Genomic DNA, 20,208 nt, shown 5'->3' with positions numbered 1-20,208 from the left:
AGTGAACGAAAAAAGAATATGGCGGACCACAGTCTGGCAGATTAAAGTTATAACATTGAATAGGTATGACGAAAATTCATTATTCTTACGCATTTACATAAATTTATATAACCTATTAAATGAGGAGAGAATATGAAGAAAAGTAGTTTAAACACTATTACTATAGATGTAATTGAAGTTATTGAGGCTTATAGAACACTTTCTTATTCTGAGCTGCTGCTAATTAGAATAGTTATTTAAGAGATCATTATGAAAATAAAATTAGCGAAATTTTGGATATAACGACCTTGCCAATTTACAAGGTAATAAAAATTAAAAATGGCTTCACATGAAGCCATTTATTAGAAATTATTTTTGCAAGACATTATTAAAATAGACAGGTATCCAGAGATACTGTTCATTGGCAACCTTAGAAATATGTCCAATACCCGGAAAAGGTAAATGTGGTGCAGCCACCCAGCTACCTTCATCTGCAATTTTACTGAACAGTTTAAGTCGGGTTTTTACAGCCTCATCTGGCTGGATATCATACTCAATAGCAGTACGCGGCGCTTCAAACTGCACACTGTGCGAATGCACTGTATCTCCAATAAAAACCATTTTATCTTTATTCTGCTCCAGCACAAAACTGTGATGGCCGGGTGTATGGCCACGTGTATCCATCACCTGAAGGCCAGCAATCGATTGCCCCTCTTTAAAAGTTATAAATTGTTTATCTTGTTGATAAGGTGCTATCGCGTCCTGAATTTTGTTGCGGGTTGACTGATAATTTTCCAGTTGTTCTTTAGACAAATTTACTGGTGTCTGACCTAACCAGTAATTTACTTCACGTTCATGAGCATAGACTTTAGCGTTTGGAAAAACTTTTTGGCCCTCTTTAGTTAAACCGCAGACATGGTCAGGATGTAAATGCGTCAGTAACACTACATTCCCGTCCTCAAGCCGATAGCCTGCCTTGACCAGATTACTGCTCACTGAACCGAGATGGGGACCAAAACAGCTAGCAGCACCACTATCTACTAAAACTAGCGCTGTTCCAGTATTAATTAGAAAAGCATTTACCGATGTTTGTACACCCTGTTGCTGATCATTATGGTATTTTTTTAAAATCTGCTGAATATGTTTTACCTGAGAATTATTTAGCGTTTTAAATAGACTAGGTGACATATAATTGGTGCCATCCAGTAAAGCGGTAACTGTATATTTACCCCACTGCTGATGATAATAACCCGGCACCTGTTCAGTTGGTGTAGCTGTTGAAGCCATGCCAGTTGAAGAAAGCACTGTAAAACTAACCAAACTGATGAGTGTTTTAAATATTTTCACTGCTTACCTGCTATATTAATTAAGAGCATGAACTGTTTTTAATATATTTTACCCCATTAAGCGAGTCTGTTTTTGGGCACTCGCCAATTTTTATACCCTTCTGATAACCGATAAGCTCGTTACAAAAAGTTCTATACTGATTTAGTTTATAATATGGAAGAACATTATATTTTTTATCAACCGATTTTTATCCTATAGGTTCTATAGAAACATTGTTAAAGTAGCAATGAACAACCCTATACATAGTCCTAAAATAATTAAAATCATCTTTTTTTGAAATTCAGCAGCTCGTCTATCTTCAATTAGAATATCCTGTTCAAATTGCTTGAACTCTCGATAAAGCTGGTCACCTGATTTGGAGCCCGGTGCACCTTTTAATTTAAAATTATGCATACCACTCTTTCTCGCTTTCGCAAACCTGAAAATCTATTCTCATAGAGAAAATCTAGTAAAAAATCTGCTTTTTCTAAAATAACCAGGACGTTTGCCTTGAGACAAGCTAATTTTAAAAAATTAAAAATTTAAATCTATATCCAGCTAATTATTTTATAATTCAATTAAATAGTTACACTGGCAACACATTACACTTTTATAAAAAACTTAAATCTAGGTATCTTGGACTATTTCTTTATATTTAGCTTATACCCTTACTATTTATAAGGGTTTTAATTATTTTTAAAATCTTTTTTTAAAATGAGCTTAATTTCGCAATAATTTTTTAAATTATCTCTATTGTATTTTTTTCCAAATTTAATTATTTTTCTAAAATTTTATATATTAAAAATTTTTTAGCAATAGGAATAAACCATAGGACTGAACTCTTAAATTAAATATTTTTCAGGTAAGCCTCTCTGTTTTAACTAAAGATTCATAGAGTAAATATTTCAGAAAATAAAAAAGGTCGCACAAAGCGACCTTTTTTATTCACTCCACTATATCAAGAAAACTTTTGTAGTGAAGCGATAAATATATTCAAGCCATATCCATATATGAAATATCAATGGCTTAAATAAAGCTTGGACAGATTACATCATGCTTCACAACCATGTCCGCACGTATAACCTTGCATTACTACGATACTTAACCAATTGTTTTTAATAATGTTCCGGAATTACCATGCGTCACCTTAGTACACGTGACATTACTAAAATCTGTGAGTAACCTTGTGAGTAACGAAATCAATTATAAGGCCTTACTCACATCCACATGTTAAATGATCTTAAAATCAAGCAATTAAAAGCCAAAGATAAAATGTATCGTGTTGCAGACCATGCGGGGCTATGCCTTGAAGTAAGAACTACAGGGAGTAAATTTTGGCGCTACCGTTATCGATACCTAAACATTCCTAAAATGTTAACTATAGGTCCCTACCCTGAGATCAGTTTGTCATACGCACGTGATAAGACAAGGGAATATCGTGGGATGCTTGCTAAAAATCTCGACCCTGTAACAGAGCAAAAGAAAGCGCTTGATTCCGCAATGGATGCAATACAGCACACTTTTAAAAGTATCTCGAATGAATATTTAGAAAAGAACAAGGACACTCACTCACAAGAATGGTATGAAAACAGGCTGAGATACTTTAAAAAAGATATCAACCCCGTCATTGGCAATAAGCCAATCAAAGAAGTGAATTCAAATGATATTCGAGTGATTTTGGATAATACCATTACACAAATTCGCAAAAGCAAAAGAGGTACTGGTGAAGTTAAAGCAATCTATGTAAGACAAATCTGCGCTGAAGTCATGCAATACGCAATTATCACACTAAAAATAACCAATGACCCTACGATTGCTCTACGTAGCTATATCAAGCGTCCTCCTGTTGAGCATGCTACGCCCTTAGAAGAAAAAGATAAGAAAGTGATTTTGGCTTTGATCAATCAATATGGTGGAACTACTGGCACACAGAATGCTTTAAGGACTGCCTTGTACAGTATGCTACGTACGATAGAAATACGCAGGGCTAAAAAGTCTTTTGTTAATCTAGAAGATGCGACCTTAACTATTCCTCGTGTATCAAATGCACAAATTAAGGATGGTAAAAGGAATATGAAGAAGAATAGGACGCATGTTGTACCTTTATCTACACAAATGCTAGAAATTATAAAAGAGCAGTTACAGTTTTACCCTGACAGTATTTACTTATTCCCTGGGGATGATGGCATATCAATGTTGGGAAAAAATACACTCAATGAAGCACTCGTTAACATGGGTCTAGGCCATATTACCATGCATGACTTCCGTGCAACTGCATCCACCTATTTAAATGAGCAGAATTACAGTAAGGACTGGATTGAATTACAGTTAGCCCATGTAGATGGCGACATGTCCCGAGCTTCTTACAACCATACCAGTTGGTTAAAAGATCGAAGACAGATGATGCAGCATTTAGCTGATACTATTGATCATTGGCATGAATGACTTCGAAAATAATACGGTAAAATTAAATCACCCATGACATCAAACAGTTTTTGGTTTTTATGGCGTTCAATGAGCCTTGCTGACATTCCTAATGACGAGGGTGTTTTAACATCTAAGATCGGATGATCTCCGATAAAGATCATTTCCGAAAACTCACAGCCAAAATGTGCCTGAATCACCTCATAAATTTGGGGCTCAGGCTTTATGGCTCCAACCTCATAACTAAATACAACAGTATCAAAAACATCAGGGAGTAGTTTTCTAAGTTGTTCACCATAAGGCATTGCTAAATTCGAGCACAGCGCAATTTTAAAACCACTTTCTTTTAAAATTTGAAATGTAGGCACTGTATCTTCATAGAGTTGAATTGTGCTTAATTCAAGCTGAAGATCATGGTTGATCTCCTTCAAAAGTTGTTCTGGTAGGTCTGCTCCAAAAATCTTGGCCAATTGTGCAACATCAACAGGATTTGACATGATGATCTTTGCATCTTGTGCACTTGGATTTCTACCATTAGATTTGAGCCACTTCATCAATTTACGATATGGGGATCGACTCTCACCAATTTTGACGAGTGTCCCGAAAGCATCAAAAACAATAACTTTAGGCGATTGGTTCATGCTTCTTACTATGAATAAAGATTTTATATTGAGTTTAATCAGATGAAGACTAAGAAAATACACCTTCATTTATTTTATATTTTCAAATAAATTAGTAACTCAATAATTATATTGGAAAAAAATCATATTTTAACTATTATTCCTTCAAGACAATTTTAACCAAAAGATGGATTAATGAATAAATATATAATCTTTGTTCATGGTTTAACAGGACAGGTCGGTACTACATGGGGTAATTTTCCTAAGTTTTTGGATGAGGACCAATCCATTGAATATGAAGTGAAGGAATTTGGATATACCTCCCCTCATCTCGCTTGGCTATTCTTTAAGTCAGCTCCGTCAATTTCTAGTATCGCAAATGGCGTACTAAGCGATATCAAAGCTCATTGTGATATAGAAAATGATGACATAATCTTAGTCGGTCATAGCATGGGCGGCATAGTTATTAAAAAAATGTTATTAAAGCTGAATGCTAAAGGTACAAAACATAATATTAGCAAAGTATGTTTTTTCGATGTACCACATGAAGGGTCAGGCTTGGCTAACATTGGCAAATACATTAGTTGGAGAAATAGACATTTAAAATCACTAGTCAGTAATGCTAGCGACCTAGATGATATTAACGATCAATGGGTGGATAAAAGTATCGATCAATATTTAAACATCTTAAGTATTATTGATGCTGACGAAACTATAGTTTCAGCCATGAGCTCTAAAAGCATCTTCAGACATCATCAGATTGAAACTATAAATAATGTAAATCATTCTTCAATTGTCAAACCTAAAACAGAAATGGATAGCGTAGTTATTCATTTAAAAAAATTTATAAAATCAAAGCCTTCATTAGGAAAATTTAATTCGCAAATTGGTAAACCCATAGATCAATGGCTTAAATACGACGAACGCAAACACGAACTACCTTACAAAACTGATAATGCTCGACAATCAGCATTTGAGGCTTTAACTAATGCTCTTGAGTCTCAAACACCTTATATAAGGATAACTGGTCTGTCTGGTTTAGGTAAATCTAGATTAATCCTAGAATATAAAAATAATAAAAAAATTGATGATAAAGAGTTTTTAGTTATTAATGGTGCAGATCTCAGATCGACCATACAAAGTGAGATATCAAGACTCTCTGAGAGTGGGATAACAGGATACATTATTATTGATAACTGTAAGGTTGAATTACACAATTATGCAGTGAATGCAATTGAAATTAATCACTCTAATCTTAAGCTAATAACAACTTATTTTTATCATGATGAGCCAATACATCTTAAAAATAGCATTCCGATTAAATTAGAAAAGTTAGCATCCGAAAAAATTGATGAAATCATTCATGAACGTTTACCTCAATTGGATCCACCTTTAAGAAAACAGTTAGAGGTATTTATTGAAGGATTTCCATTATTAGCACAAATGGCTACACATGAATTACAAAAAAATGGGGCTTTAACAACACACTTCACTGAGCCCGAGCTAGTTGAAAAATTAATTAATGGCGATGGTACTCTTACCCATGAGTCTAAAGAACTCTTAATTGTTTTTTCGCTATTTGATTATTTCAAATTTCAAAAAGACAGTGGTCAAGCTTCTAATATTGATGCAGATTTCATTAATCGAATAGCTCAAACAGATCAAAAGTGTTTTGACAGAACCATCACTATTTTTAGTCAAAAAGAATTAATTAACTGCACTAGCAACTTTGCTCGAATAGTTCCAAAACCACTCGCTCTTAATTTAGCTATGCAATGGTGGAATAATAGTTTATTCGATAGCCAAGCAGCTTTAGTAAGTGAACTACCCGCATCATTGTTAGAAAGCTTTTGTAAGCAAATTAAATATTTAGATTCATCAAAGAATGTTAACGAGTTTATTGAAAACTTTTGTGAATCTCATCGCCCTTTCGGCCAAGCGGAACTGTTGCTTACTAAAGCGGGTTCAAGACTGTTCCGCGCACTAGTTGAAGTGAACCCTGTCGTTACAACTCAACTTATATATCGCATTATTAATAGTTTAAATGATACTGATATATTATCTATCTGTGGAGATGTTAGACGTAACTTTATCTGGTCATTAGAAATGTTGGTATTTCATGATTCTTGCTTCGATAAAGCTGCATGGTGTTTATTTAAGTTTGCTCAATTTGAAAACGAAAGTTATGGTAATAATGCTACAGGACAATTCGCACAATTATTTAGAACAAACTTGTGTGGTACTGAGGCAAGCTTTGAAAAAAGATTAGCTTTACTAGATAAAGCTATGGAAATTAATACTGAAAAATCGCACTTTGTCATCCTACAAGCTGTCAAATCAGCTATTAGCTCCCAAGGAGGCACTAGAATAGTCGGAGCTGAACATCAAGGTACTAAGCCAGAACTGATAGAATGGCAACCGAAAACATACACAGAAATATATGCTTATTGGCAACATCATCTGAATACATTAATTGATCTTATTAAGCATGACAAGATAACTGAGCAAGTTAAGAATGTATTTGGGCATGAACTCAGAGGATTAATAAAGTACCCTATTCAACAACAATTAGATTCCGTATTCAAGGAAGTAATTAGACTTTCAGGGAAATATTGGCCTTCAGCCTCTCAAGCAATTACTCATGCTTTTCAATTTGATACTAAAAGTTTGGAAACTGAACAAATTGAGCTTTTAAAGTCTTGGGAACAACTATTGTCACCAGATGATAATAACCTTGAAGAAAAATTGAAATTAATTATTCTCAACCCTTCTAGAGAATATGTTAAAGATAAAGATGGTCATTATATTGATGTTGCAGCTGAGGATGCTAAAGCTTTAGCGGAATCTATTAAAGAGACTTATAACGATTTAATCCCTCATCTTGAGATGTTGTTAACCTTTCCGGAACATAAACAAAGCTGGATCTTTGGTAAACATCTAGCCATGCAATTGGATAATGACGCCATAAATGTAATTTTGGACAAACTTGTAAACTTTTTACGAAATGATACGCCAAACAACATACAATTCTTTGCAGGTTTTTTATGCGGTATTAATAATAATGATATCAACAAATGGAAGGAAATAATTGAGCTGATTTCTTCAGATAAAGCTTTAATTCAATACTATCCAGACGCAGTACGAACAGGTGAATTCAACGCACATCATTTAGATATTTTTCTTGAATTAATTAAAACAGGTAGTCTATCAAGTAGCGCTGCATCGATACTCAATTATGGAAGTGTAACTAGACACCTTACTGAAAAAGAAATTACCGACTTTTGTTTATCTCTAAGAAAAGTTGATGCTACCGCAGTTTGGGTTGCATTAGATAATTTGAGTATGTACATGTTTGGACGAAAAGACCTTGATTTAAAATTAATTAATCAAACTTTAACTATCTTAGTTCTTAATGTATCGTTTAAAGAAAGTGATAAATTATATCAATTCGATAGTCATCATTGGTTAAATTCTGTAGAAAAACTATTAGCAACTGAACACAAAGAATTTGCTTTAAAACTATGCCTACATTTAATTGATCAAGTAGGTAATTACGACATCAATTATAATGATTTGTGGGACTATATTGGTGAAGCATTCTTTAAAGCGTTTGAGCTTCATGGAGAATACCTATGGCTGAATATTTCATCCAAGTTTTTAGATGGAAATTATAAAAAATCATATAGATTATTAGATTTACTAGGAAGTGGAAAGTCTTACCATAAGCGTGATAAAAGCATTTTTGATTTATTAGATGCTGATAGTGTTATGGAGTGGTGTAAAGATGAAACTGCACTGATAATTACAACTAAAGCAATAAGTATGTTTATTTCAGATGGAGAAAATAAATTTTTTAATCCATTACTCCTAAGATTAATATCTGAATATGGTGATAATGAATCTTTTAACAGTACAGTTGCAGCAAACTTTTCGAGCAGGTCTTGGATGGGTTCCCTTATTCCTTACTTACAAGAAGATAAAAAATTGATAGAACCTTTAATTGACCACGAAAATCTAAGGGTTAAAAAATGGTCAAAGAAATTTATAGATTATATTAATAACAAGATTAATTATGAAACTAAGAGAGAGGCTGAAGAAAAAATGTTAAGAGGATTTGACTAGATCTCAAATAACTAATTAAAGATTAAAAGGAATAAATTATGTTTTCAAAATATTATATCCATAATTTATTCCTTACCTCTTTATTACGTAAAGTATTTAACAAGAACTAATTAAAATAAAAAATTTAATATTAGTTTAATTTTATTGATTACTTATTGTCATCTTTATAAACCAATAAATCCCCAACTTCTATATTTAAAGCCAAACAAATCTTGTCAATCGTCTCAAAATCAATGCGTACAGACTCATCATTATACAGCTTATAGAGCGTACTTTTATTGATTCCAGTCTCTTTTACCAAATCTGCAACGCGCATCTTTCTTTCAGCTAATAATACAGCCAAGTTTGACTTAATCATATTTTTTCCTAGTTAAATAGTAAAAAATACTTGAAATGCCGTAAAAATATGATAATTTACGTCTAAGGAATAAATTTTCCTACTTTCCTAGTACTTTTTATGAGGTTAATTATGCCATAGCTGCAGATAATTCCCCATACATTTTACGAAGAACAAAAAATTCAGGCCTGTCCAAACAACTTATACCTCTCTCGCCAAAGTGAAACATAAGTCGTGCAAACAAGCCTGAGATACCACCAAGACGTAAATCATGAGGTATTTACTAATGATAAAGAAAATAACGCATAAACAACATCCCTATTTCCTTGTACTACCTAATTTTGGCTGTCAGGAGATTCAATATGTTGGATAAATCAATATTCGATGGTGTCGTTGTTTGTAAAGCTGCCGATGCGATGGCAAATCATATCATTCATGAGTTTGAAATCCCTCGTTTAGATCAACTCGCTCCCAAACTTAAAGTAAACAGCTGCTTCAATGATCATCAGGCACTTCGTTTGTGGGCTGACCGTTTATGTGAAAGCTATCCTATAACTCATGACTTCACCATATACGACTTAGAAGATCTCATCCAAACAGCTCGTACACGTTTTCTAAAACTATTTTCTTAATTCTATGCAGGGTCATGATTGCAATGCCCCTGCCTTTAATAGGTTCAAAATGAATACTGACGCAACAATCTGGATGCCGTTGTACATTGGTGATCTTCAAGCGAAATTTACTCGCCTCTCGAGTGAGCAAGTTGGTGCTACCCTTTTTCTTATGATGGACTTTTGGAAAAATGGTCCTATACCAAGCGAAACTCACATTTTGATGAGTGTGACCAAACTAACAAGTCCTAAAACCAAAAGTTTGATGTCTACTTTAAAAACTCTGAATCTTTTTGAAGAAGCGAATGGTTTCATTCAATCTCATTATTTCACCGCTTTAAAAGAACAGGCTATTCAGAATCAAAAAATGAAATCTGAACGTGGCAAAGTCGCAGCAGAAGCTCGCTGGAATAAAAGCACAAGTAATGCTAATGCATCAAATTCGCAATGCTCTAGCAATGCACAAGCATTACTTGAAGCTTGAAGAATGCCCTTCGTCTTCATCTTCATCTTCATCTTCATCTTCATCTTCATCTTCATCTTCACCTCAAAGACAGGATGATAAAAATGAAGCGAAACCAATAAATCAAAAATGGATCTAGGAGTAGATAATGAATATAGCTATTGATCTATTAAAAACTCCTAATGAAGTTTTAACTACCCTGTGCTCAAAACATGGTTACCCATTAATAAAAGTTGGTAACCATCAGTTATGCAAAGTCTGTGCGAAAGAAAATCTTGAACAAACGAATAAACAACACCAGGAAGAGTTACAGCAAAAGCTGTTACAACACCGTATTCATAGCTCAGGGTTAAATCAACGCTATTTGGAATGTGGCTTTTCTAATTATAGTGCTAGTACTACTGAACAGCAGCAAGTTGTCGAATGCTGTCAGAATTTCACACAGCAATTATTAAACGGATCGAAATCCAATCTTATCCTTTATGGCACACCAGGTACTGGAAAAACTCACCTAGGATCAGCGATCATTCGCAATGTTATCTGTAAAACCAAAATGTCATCTCGTTATATAACGAGTGCTCAGATAGCAAAAACCATTATGAATTCATGGAGCATTGAAGACCAATCTGAAGAACAATGGATTCAATTTTTTGCTGATTTTGATTTACTGGTCTTAGATGAATATGGGCTAAATGATCGTCATTCAGCTCGTTTAGAGCTTATCCATAAAGTGCTATACAAACGCTATGACATGATGAAGCCAACCGTGATTATTTCTAATTTTATCCTTGATGCGCTTGAGACTGATTTAGGTATGAGGCTTTGGTCAAGATTACATGAAAATCAATTAATCACAGTGCCTTGTTATTGGTCTGACTACAGAATAAAGTAGCAAAAAAGCCTTGGTACTGCCAAGGCTTTTTAATAATGGTCTAAAGTTTTACATTTCAAAACTTGAGTGAGTTATTCGATTTAGAGATCGGTTGTTTACGTTACTGTTTAGGATCAGCTGATATCAAACCATTTTCTTAAAGAATTAAACTAATGATGTAACGATTATTGCCTACATCGACAACCGCATAATGGTATGCGCTAAAAGTAGCTTGCTTCACTGCTAGGTTTTCCTAAAAATCAAAATCGGCATTCGAATCATTTTCCTGTTTAGTTTTTAATTCAGGTTGAGGTTGAATATCTGTGATCTTCAATTGAGCTTCATTAGAACTTTGATAGATAGTAAATGTGAAGGTTTTAATTCGCTCTTTGATTTCGCCGAAGTTTTTGAGGCACGAGAGATATGAAACTCTTTGACCTTCAAGATGATTATTTTTATGGGAGAGGATTGAATCACATTTTAAGTAGTTCAGCATCCTTTCATCATTTTTGATGATTTCTGCGATTCTTTCATAGTCATGACTGTTGATATGTCTTCTGGCTTCCGTCATGTATGCTAGGAGTTTTTCGGTTTTTTGCTCCGTGATCTCAATTAGCCACAACGCTTTTTTATCCTCATAAGCCTGTTGTTGCTGTGCTGATAGCTCTTGATAAGCTCTAATATAACCAGGATAGTATCCATCAAATCTTAGCTGCCAATCTGTTGCTGGCTTTGGCTTGCCTCGAATTTCAGCAACGATAGGTTCTAATTGCTCAAGTTTTTGATTAAGGCCATCAAGCGTTCTACAGTTTTCCCAAGCATATTGATCTGCTTGCTTTGCATCTCTAAGTCTTCGTAAAAGTCGTTTGGTGGCTGAAATTGCAATATTTCCGAGAGTGCTTTCTCCAAATCTATCTGTTGTTTGCTGATGACCTGTTGAAAAGGGCTCAATTCGCTCTGCACTAAGTCTCTGACAGTGTTTTTCAAATTCAGCTGACTTAATACTATCGTTAATTGCCTGTGCAATTGGATATTCAAGTTTTCTTGAAATTCTCGCTGTAATTGCTCCGAAAATTCGCCCTGTTCTAGATTTGAAAGTTCTGCTTTCATTGCTGAAATCAAAGCGCGTTGAGCTTCTTTCTCTACGTTCAATATTTTGATTTTGTTGTTTAAACTCTGCTCTACTTCGCTGTAACTGATCAGAATATTCTTTAATAAACTGACTTGTTGGCTCAATGCTTCGTTTTGTTCTACTAATAAGCTGTTTTGTTGTTGCAATAAGTTGGTTTGTTCTATCAAATATTGATCTATTTCGGTCTGCATGACTTACTTCCGTAGTGTATTCAAATAGCTGATTTGAGCTGTGATCGCTTGTGAGTTTTGTTGAATCATTTGTTGTTGTGCTTTGATGGTCTTGATGTTCATAGCTGTCTGATAAGCCATAAATAAAGCGATTAAAAGACTCAATAGTCCAATCACTATCGCCCCACCCAACATGTATGTCGCTTTTTGCGTATCCAGTTTTTCCGTAATCAACATTTCTATACTGCTCTCTATCGGCTTGCTTTGGTTGGCGATCGCTTGCTGTATTTGGGCTTGTATAGTCTTTTGTAAACTGGGTTGGTCTATCGAGATATTCTGCAATTGGCTGTTGATTCTGGACTGTAGATCCTGAATTGATATTGAAAATGAATCTATACCCTCTTTTACTTTTGAAATTTCCGCAATATCTATATTGGCAAGTTGTGATTGGAGTTGCTTGATTTGTGCTGTGTAGTCCTCTGTCAGTGTTTGTATGGCTTGAGGTGATAGATTCCCTATCTCTTTCAAAAATGAATTGAGAGGCGATTCTAGGTCGAGTGTCTTCTTCTGTACTTGGTGTAAAAGCGTAGTGCTTTCGATTATAGGCTGCTCGCTTTGCTCTATAAGTTTCTCGAAATTGATTAGCGTCTGAGAGAGCTGCTGCAAGGTCACTTGGAGTTTTTCGGCTTTCTGCTGCTGCTCGGAGACGCTCTGAATAAAGTCCAATTTCGAATTGTTCATGATAAAAATCACCTCTGAGTCTGTGTGTTTTTCCGTTGATAAGTTCAACTGCTAAATACTCTTTGCTTTGGTCAACGGACTTAACAGCTTTGAGTTGCGATATACATTTGACAATATCCGCTCTGTTTTGAATTGTTTGTGTCTTTAACAGCGTTTTGACGTGATTATCAATCGTCTTGCAAAACTGTTTTTTTGTAAGTGCAATAAAGTCTTCCCTTGCGTAGAGTTTTTCAGCTTGTGCATTGATTTTGGCCACATGATTTGGCTCCTGTGTGGTCTGCATCAAAAGCAAGTCATCTGGCCGTGACCACTGATATTTTGTATTGAAGTAATCTCTTAATGCATCGAAGTGTTTTTCATGCCCAGGGGGAGCAATATTGAGTGATTTCCCGCTTTGAATGTCGAGCCGTGGTGCTAAAACATGAATGTGCTTTGAGCCATCATCATCCGTGTGTAATACCGCGAAAAGGTGATACTGTGATTGCTCCAACCCTGCGAATGCGTGTTCCTCAAAGTTATTTAAAACCTCTAAAACTTGATCATCAGTCGGATTATCGTCTTTTGACCATGCGATGACCCCACTCGTATATTTCCATAGGTGTGGACTCGCATGACAAAGAGCATTGAATGTGGTGGCATCACCCCGTAAAACCTGAACACCTGCACGAACATTTCCAAGATGATCAAACCGATCTAAAAAATATACAGAAGCATGCGCAGCTGATCCTTTACCGTGCTCTAAAAATTTAATATGCACTTTCATCCTTCTCCGCTAACACGATTGAAGGTTGTGCGTGATCAACATTTAAAGCCTCGAATTGCTTTCTAAGCCTGTTTGAACGTTGTCTACTGATTTTTGGTAGGGTTGGAAATATTTGTTCTAGCTCATTTTGGATATTTTTTAAGACCAATAGCACATGAAAAATATCAAGCTTACGCTGATCTCGTGGATCCGCATTTTTAATGATATTTAAAGCACGTGCTATCTGGTTCAGGTTATTCCCAATTTTAGATAACGCGAGTAATAAAGCAGGATCAATGATTTGATAAAGTTTAACGACTTCAACTTCAGTTTTAATTTTGAGTCTCGGCTCCTTCTCCTCTTCAATCATCCCTCGAACTGTAACAGCATCATGCATCACTTCACGTTGAATCAAAGAATGAATAAAGTCAGTAAAGTTAGTACGTTCTTTTTCAATGTGCAGCTCCAACTGCTCTAGCTGCAATGGAGTAAGTCTAAAAATTTTGGTTTTACTTCTCATATACAATCACGCTAACCGTTCTTTGCTTTTTGCTTTTAAGTCAACGAAGTTGACTTGCCCATCAGTGATGGGCTGGGAGGTCTTAGGAGGGTTTCCCTCCTAACAAGCCCTGTATGTCAAAATTCGAAGAATTTTGTATATACAGGTAGGCTTGCTTATTCCCATCACGGATTTTTATGACATTAGCAAAGAACAAAATTACGGATCCGTTTTGGTGATGTTTTGGAATTTTTTCGCTATTTTTTATAGACTGATTAAAAAGCGGCAATCCAATTAAAAAAATCCCATTTAAAAAATGGGATTTTTATTAACTATGAAGCCTGTTTAAAAATTAAATTTTCTCAAATAGTTCATTTGCAATTTTTCTTGCTAACTCATCTTGAGCTTCTGATAAATCAGGTAAATCAATAGCATGTTGAATTGCTTCACGACCTACAATATCCATGGGTCCATAGTCATCGTATTCTTCACCTGTATAAGCATTTATAGCTCTGTAATCATCTTGCGTGAAATCTACATCAAATAACTGAGCTAGATAAATATATAACCATGCTTCACCAGTATTCTTAAATAGTCTTTGGTAAAGGAAGTACTCAATTGCCTCAGTGTCACCTTGATTGCATAAATACAACATCTGCTGATAGACCTCATCCTCATCTGCATCAAAATTTATTTCCGCAAGACTCAATGGACAATTTTTGATATACGATTCGTATAATTCTGCTTGCTTTATATATTCATCATATTTTTCTTCATTCTTTGTGGTTTCCTTGGATTTTATATATTTTTGTTTGTCATTATCCCAACGACTACCGAAATTAGAACCACTTCGACCATAAGGCGCAATTTGATTAGCTAGGTAACGATAATATCCAGCAACTAACGCATAAGCATCTAGATTCTTACGATCTTTTGCATAAGACAATATAGCCTCAAAATGCTCTCCTATTGTATTGAACTCAAATTCCTCATCTTCAAAATACCCATAGTCAGACTCATACCCAAGTTCAAATGTATTTAGTAATCCATCATCAAAGCAAACATGACTTAAACTTTCTCGCATCACTCTAAAATTTATAACTTCTATATTTAGATATAAAAGCTCCTGATAGACAGTTTTAGCAATCGAAAAGTGAATCTCTTCTGGAATATCTAATTTCGATAAACTTTGCAAACGAGTGATAAGGTTTTTGATTTGATCTAGCAAGTGACGACCCTCATAGTCATCCCAATGCAGATCATCTTCATCGTAATTCGAATAGTCTGATTCAGGTGGGTTTTTAAATATTTCTAAGCTTAATGCGTTGATGAGCTCATTCTGATAATATTCTTCAGAATCATCATATTGGACTTGGATGATTAAATTTTGACTTACAAATGCATTGTACGTTTTATAGCCTTGATCTAAAGCGATTAATTCGTAAATATGCGAACGACTAATCTTTACAGAATGCTGTTCCTGAATTTTTTTTGATAATTTAAATGCGAAATCTTGAATAGACATAATTTTCTCTACAGCCAACTCTAAATTCTTTTATTCAAAGAATTTCTTGGTGTCATATGACTTATAGCAACGCATGTTTAAATGCTAAGAACCAAACGAGTTGATGCTTAAGAAAATTAAAATATAAATGTGGTTTGTAAAATTAAACCTATAAAACTCAATCCCTTTTCTACTCATGCGTAAGTACGGTAGGCGACCTTGTTTTAATTTAACATTTTTTTTGAAAATTACAATCATATAAATCAAAATAGATTTTTTTTGAAATATAAAAAATTGAAAAATTTTATTTATCAAATCATTTACCCTAACTCCCACAGCTATTCACCAACCCAAGTCATCATCTGTTGGTAGATTTTGATCAGTTTTACGACTTGCTCTTTGTCGAATCTTGCCTCGTAATTTCCATAGCTGAATTGGTGAAATTAGCTGTTCTGGTAAAAATAAATCTAAATGATCAACTAGGTCTAATGTCATCAAAATCGCGATCAAGTTTTCTAATGTGACCTGTCCCGCTTCTGCATTCATCACAACTTTTCTAGAAACTCTTGTGTGTTGAGCTACCTCCAGTTGTGTCAGATTTAAGTTGAGTCTAGCTCTTTGTAACCTTTGCCCTAACTCAATAGCAAGAGCATGCGCTGTCTTAGAATTATGCCGTGTCATGTAAAGTCACCTATATGGTACTTAGATCGCTGAAATACCAATTAAAGTTCAATTTAAGGGACTCAATCCCCAACTCTACTTTTTACTTCAGTTATTTATGAGAGAATTACCATTCTACTCTAATACCAATGTACTATCCTTATGCCGGAATACAATTCCAAAGACATAGATTACCTACTTGATGTTAGCTCTGTCCTGGGGCGAGACTTCCAAGCTCGCATGAAACATTTTGAGGAAAAAGCTGAATTACTTGGATTTAGCAAAGTCATATTTTCCAAAGTTCATTCTCGTTCAAAAAATAAATTCATTGAAGAACTAGATTCATATCCAAAAGAGAAATTGAATCTACAAATAGAGGGAACAATCACCAAGAAGTCACTTATTGGCGTTTATTTTTTCATTCTTGAAGATGAAAGCACCATTAATGAATCTACATGGTCGGAATTCAAATCTGGTAAAAAAATCTCTAATTTCAACAAACATGGTAAGGATTGCCAAAAAATCTTATATATCGGTCAACGTAATAGTTCAGTTGTGAGTAGATTGGTAAATCACACTGTAAAAAAGAGCGAAAGCACACAATCTCTCGCACTATATTCTCCAGAGTGTCCTAATTTCAGTTATTCAATCACACTTTATTATCAACGTATGGTTGAGGCTCCAAATACGACCAGTAAAATATACTGCCTACTACTTGAGACGATTGCTAAAGAGCTGTTTCCAACAATTATAGGACAGTGAACTTGATTTTTTATTTGGAGGGGAGTATTCCCCTCCACAAAATTCAGCCGTTACCCAGACTATTATCAAGTTGAATCATTCGCTTATGGTGATCCAAAACACTACAAAGAATTTCTTTCTTCAGAACTGGAAATGTAACTTCAGAATCATTTTTTAAAAAATGCTTCCAGTCCCATTTGTGTTTGAATGTTTCTATTAAATCAATAGACCATGGTATCGACTTATTTTCAGAAAGCCCATCGTAGTACCTATAAATACAACTTCCATTCATGAATGTCTCCCCCCCCAAAACAAATGGTCTTGAAATTTCTGTATTAACTCAATAGACCATGGTAATGATTCGTTGTAAGTAAGATTTTTCCAGTCCCATCTGTCTATGAACTTTTCAATTAGTTCAATAGACCACGGTAATGATTCGTTTTTTGAAAGCTCTCTCCAACACCACTTATCTTCATATCTCTGAATAAACTCATTAGACCACGGCAAAGACGTATTACCCGTAAGCCCCCCCGTAAAATGCGGGAAAGGACACTCACGACTTGTAGTCCACTCTCCCCATTCAAGTCTATCCTTGTAAATTTCGATTAATTCTAATGACCACGGTAAAGACTTGTTGCGAGAAAGTGCATTGTAATTCCATCTATCTTTAAATTTTTCAATCAATTCAATCGACCAAACCAGATCTTGATTAAATGAAATTAATCTCCAATCCAAATGGTCTTGGTATTTCTCAAGCCACTCTGCTGACCAAATTACCGATAGGTTTTGTGTGAGCTTAAGCCAATCCCAATTATTTAAGTATTTATCAATAAACTCCATTGACCACGGTAGATTAGTCATTTCTGAAATATGCGCCCAATCCCATCTATCGGCGTACATTTCAATAAGTTCAATGGACCAAGGCAATGAACCATTTTGGGTAAGATATTTCCAATTCCATTTATCAGCGTACTTTTCAATAAGTTCGATTGACCATGGCAAATTTTCGTTTTGTGTAAGGCACTCCCAATCCCACTTTTCTATATATAGCTCAATAAATTCAATAGACCATGGAAGTGATGAACACCAAGAAATATGATACCAATCCCAATTATCTAAACAGCTTTCAAGTAACTCAATAGACCATGGCAAATCTTCATTTTGTGAAAGGGCTTCCCAATCCCAATTATTGATAAACTTTTCAATTAATTTTTTCGACCACGGTAATGTTTCACTTAATGAAAGACACCCCCAATCCCACCTATTAATAAACTTTTCTATGAGTTCAACGGACCATGGCAATGATTTATTCGTTGATAAATTAAACCAATCCCATTTATCTGCATACTTCTCAAGAAAATCTATCGACCACGGTAATGCATTATTAGAAGAAAGACTCTCCCAATGAAATTTATCTTTATATTTTTCAATAAAGTCTACTGACCATGGAAGTGATTCATTAGATGATATTTCTCTTGTATATAACTTGGTCTTATATTTCTCAATTAGTTCAATTGTCCATGGTATAGCACGACTATAATTAAGATAAGACCAATTCCATTGATCTTTATATCGTTCAATTAAATCTATAGTCCAATCGACCTGACTATTATTAGAAAAATAGTCGAAGACAATTTTGCTGTCTAATCCTCTAAGTATATTTGCAAATCTAGTGGCATCGTCTTCTTCAATGAGATCTAAAGCCAAAGATGCTTGCCTGTGTATTTTGCCGATCTGAACTTGATTGAAAGCACTCAGAATTAATTCATTATTCATAATGACTCCCCTTTTTTAAATTATCTAAAGCGCAAAGCCAATTTAATAATTCTGCTTCAAGGCTAGCTTGTTTTCTTTCAAAAAACTCTATCCACTTATCCTCATGATTGCCAATTTTCTGCATAGCAATCACAACACTATCTCGTTTTAAATTATTAAGAATATTTAGATTAGTTTTAATTTTATGCTTTATTTCCATTATAGCTGTACGCAATAGCTCACTCTCTTTCAAGATACTGGCTTTGGTATGCTTAAATTGATCCTAGCCAAAATAATGGACAGCACGTCCCTCTAAAGATAACGTAACTTTAATCTTTGGAGATTCAAGAAATGGCTAAACGTTTTAGTCCCGAATTTAAACAGCAAGCGATTGATTATGCACTTTCAAACTCCCACGAACCTATAGCTGCAATCGCCCAGAAATTAGGTGTGGGTTATTCAACTTTAGACAAATGGATTCGTGAAGCCAATCCAGTGGGTTCAAGCAAACGTCAACTTTCACCAGAACAACAGCGGATCTTAGAATTAGAGAAAGAAGTCAAACAGCTCAGGGAAGCCAATGACATCTTAAAAAAAGCGCATGTGTACTTTCTAACAGATAATGCCAAGAAAAGTACACGGTAATTCAAGATCTAGATATGAATGAAGTCACCGTATCTTCTGCCTGTAAATACCTAGGTGTCAGCACTTCAGGCTATTATGCCTGGCGAAAACGTCAAGCCAATACGGCACAGAAATATAATGACTTAAAAGCCGTATATTGGCAGCATCATGCACGATTGGGTGCACCTTCATTAGTACATGACATGCATGATTTAGGTTACAACATTAGCGAACGTACTATTGGAAGGATGCTAAAAAAACTTGGTTTACGTAGCAGGATTGCACGTAAATACAAGCATACGACTGATTCAAACCATCGTTTGCCTACAGCGCCTAACTTGTTGGATCGTCAATTTACGGTCAATCAACCCAATAAGATCTGGACAACAGACATTACCTATATCCGCACTAAAGAAGGTTGGTTGTATTTATGTGTGATGCTAGATTTATTTAGCCGTCGTATCGTGGGGTGGCAAACCAGCCATCGAATAGACCGCCAGTTGGTGTGTGATACGTTTAACTATGCAATGGCTCGTCAGGGTTATCCAACTGGTGTTATGGTTCATTCAGACCAAGGTTCACAGTACTGTAGTCGTGATTTTAGAGCGCTGTTACTGACAAATGATTGTACTCAGAGTATGTCTAGACGTGGAAACTGTTGGGATAATGCAGTGACTGAAAGCTTCTTTCATACATTAAAAGGTCATGTGGTACATGGCAGTGTGTTTTCGACTCGAAAAGAAGCGAATGCTGTCTTGTTTGACTATATTGAAATTTATTACAATCGGGTCAGAAGACATTCTGCAAACGGCTGGTTAAGTCCAGAAGCCTTTGAACAGAAATATATTAAAAGTTTAGAGGGGCTGGTTGTCCACGATACTGTCTAG

General features: G+C 35.0%; 14 protein-coding genes and 2 pseudogenes. 7 read left to right on the top strand and 9 right to left on the bottom strand.

Annotation, left to right across the window (positions count from 1 at the left end; all coding sequences use genetic code 11):
- Positions 1 to 348: 348 nt before the first annotated feature.
- Entirely contained in the window at positions 349 to 1,326 is a 978-nt protein-coding gene (locus tag J502_RS11435) for an MBL fold metallo-hydrolase (RefSeq protein ID WP_034684177.1), read from the bottom strand.
- A 1,206-nt stretch (positions 1,327 to 2,532) separates the two neighbouring features.
- Between J502_RS11435 and J502_RS11425 the strand changes: the two genes are divergently transcribed.
- Positions 2,533 to 3,750 carry a tyrosine-type recombinase/integrase gene (locus tag J502_RS11425; RefSeq protein ID WP_034684176.1) on the top strand — a complete coding sequence of 406 codons (1,218 nt, stop codon included), beginning with the start codon at positions 2,533 to 2,535 and terminating at the stop codon, positions 3,748 to 3,750.
- Here J502_RS11425 and J502_RS11420 read toward each other — a convergent pair.
- Positions 3,735 to 4,370, bottom strand: a complete 636-nt coding sequence (locus J502_RS11420) for an HAD family hydrolase (RefSeq protein ID WP_034684184.1) — start codon at positions 4,368 to 4,370, stop codon at positions 3,735 to 3,737. The genes J502_RS11425 and J502_RS11420 overlap by 16 nt on opposite strands.
- A gap of 174 nt (positions 4,371 to 4,544) precedes the next feature.
- Here J502_RS11420 and J502_RS16985 point away from each other — a divergent pair, with 174 nt between their 5' ends.
- On the top strand, positions 4,545 to 8,471 hold the full coding sequence (locus tag J502_RS16985) for an esterase/lipase family protein (RefSeq protein ID WP_171072020.1): 3,927 nt from the start codon (positions 4,545 to 4,547) through the stop codon (positions 8,469 to 8,471).
- A gap of 148 nt (positions 8,472 to 8,619) precedes the next feature.
- Here J502_RS16985 and J502_RS11405 read toward each other — a convergent pair whose 3' ends face one another.
- Positions 8,620 to 8,829, bottom strand: a complete 210-nt coding sequence (locus tag J502_RS11405; RefSeq protein ID WP_005015630.1) for a helix-turn-helix domain-containing protein — start codon at positions 8,827 to 8,829, stop codon at positions 8,620 to 8,622.
- Positions 8,830 to 9,170: 341 nt separating this feature from the next.
- Between J502_RS11405 and J502_RS11400 the strand changes: the two genes are divergently transcribed.
- From J502_RS11400 to J502_RS11390, 3 genes and pseudogenes are all read left to right on the top strand, one after another.
- Positions 9,171 to 9,440 carry a hypothetical protein gene (locus tag J502_RS11400; RefSeq protein WP_005015632.1) on the top strand — a complete coding sequence of 90 codons (270 nt, stop codon included), beginning with the start codon at positions 9,171 to 9,173 and terminating at the stop codon, positions 9,438 to 9,440.
- A gap of 49 nt (positions 9,441 to 9,489) precedes the next feature.
- Positions 9,490 to 10,021 (top strand): annotated as a pseudogene (locus J502_RS11395) (DUF1376 domain-containing protein).
- Positions 10,022 to 10,030: 9 nt separating this feature from the next.
- The gene (locus J502_RS11390) at positions 10,031 to 10,774 is read left to right on the top strand and encodes an ATP-binding protein (RefSeq protein ID WP_034684174.1); all 744 of its coding nucleotides are present in this window, start codon (positions 10,031 to 10,033) and stop codon (positions 10,772 to 10,774) included.
- Between the two features lie 232 nt (positions 10,775 to 11,006).
- On the opposite strand, the gene J502_RS11385 is transcribed toward J502_RS11390, so the two are convergent.
- The 4 genes from J502_RS11385 to J502_RS11365 all read right to left on the bottom strand — a co-directional run bounded on the left by J502_RS11385 (position 11,007) and on the right by J502_RS11365 (position 16,222).
- On the bottom strand, positions 11,007 to 13,559 hold the full coding sequence (locus tag J502_RS11385) for a relaxase/mobilization nuclease domain-containing protein (protein ID WP_034684172.1): 2,553 nt from the start codon (positions 13,557 to 13,559) through the stop codon (positions 11,007 to 11,009).
- A complete protein-coding gene (mobC, locus tag J502_RS11380; protein ID WP_034684171.1) occupies positions 13,543 to 14,058 on the bottom strand; it encodes a plasmid mobilization relaxosome protein MobC in 516 nt (171 codons plus the stop codon). Before mobC ends, J502_RS11385 begins: the two co-directional genes overlap by 17 nt.
- A gap of 331 nt (positions 14,059 to 14,389) precedes the next feature.
- A complete protein-coding gene (locus J502_RS11375) occupies positions 14,390 to 15,562 on the bottom strand; it encodes a hypothetical protein (protein WP_005015643.1) in 1,173 nt (390 codons plus the stop codon).
- Positions 15,563 to 15,883: 321 nt separating this feature from the next.
- The gene (locus tag J502_RS11365) at positions 15,884 to 16,222 is read right to left on the bottom strand and encodes a helix-turn-helix domain-containing protein (protein WP_005015645.1); all 339 of its coding nucleotides are present in this window, start codon (positions 16,220 to 16,222) and stop codon (positions 15,884 to 15,886) included.
- Between the two features lie 141 nt (positions 16,223 to 16,363).
- Here J502_RS11365 and J502_RS11360 point away from each other — a divergent pair, with 141 nt between their 5' ends.
- Positions 16,364 to 16,963 (top strand): hypothetical protein, encoded by a 600-nt coding sequence (locus tag J502_RS11360; RefSeq protein WP_034684170.1) that lies wholly within the window; start codon positions 16,364 to 16,366, stop codon positions 16,961 to 16,963.
- Positions 16,964 to 17,230: 267 nt separating this feature from the next.
- On the opposite strand, the gene J502_RS11350 is transcribed toward J502_RS11360, so the two are convergent.
- Complete coding sequence (locus J502_RS11350; protein ID WP_249301579.1) at positions 17,231 to 18,718, bottom strand: hypothetical protein; 1,488 nt, start codon at positions 18,716 to 18,718, stop codon at positions 17,231 to 17,233.
- Positions 18,711 to 18,950, bottom strand: a complete 240-nt coding sequence (locus J502_RS11345) for a hypothetical protein (protein WP_249301576.1) — start codon at positions 18,948 to 18,950, stop codon at positions 18,711 to 18,713. Before J502_RS11345 ends, J502_RS11350 begins: the two co-directional genes overlap by 8 nt.
- A 98-nt stretch (positions 18,951 to 19,048) precedes the next feature.
- Between J502_RS11345 and J502_RS11335 the strand changes: the two are divergent.
- Positions 19,049 to 20,208 (top strand): annotated as a pseudogene (locus tag J502_RS11335) (IS3 family transposase).

This window comes from Acinetobacter sp. 1294596 (assembly GCF_000582925.1).
GTDB classification, from domain to species: Bacteria; Pseudomonadota; Gammaproteobacteria; order Pseudomonadales; family Moraxellaceae; genus Acinetobacter; species Acinetobacter radioresistens.
This window is presented reverse-complemented; position numbering and strand designations above follow the sequence as displayed.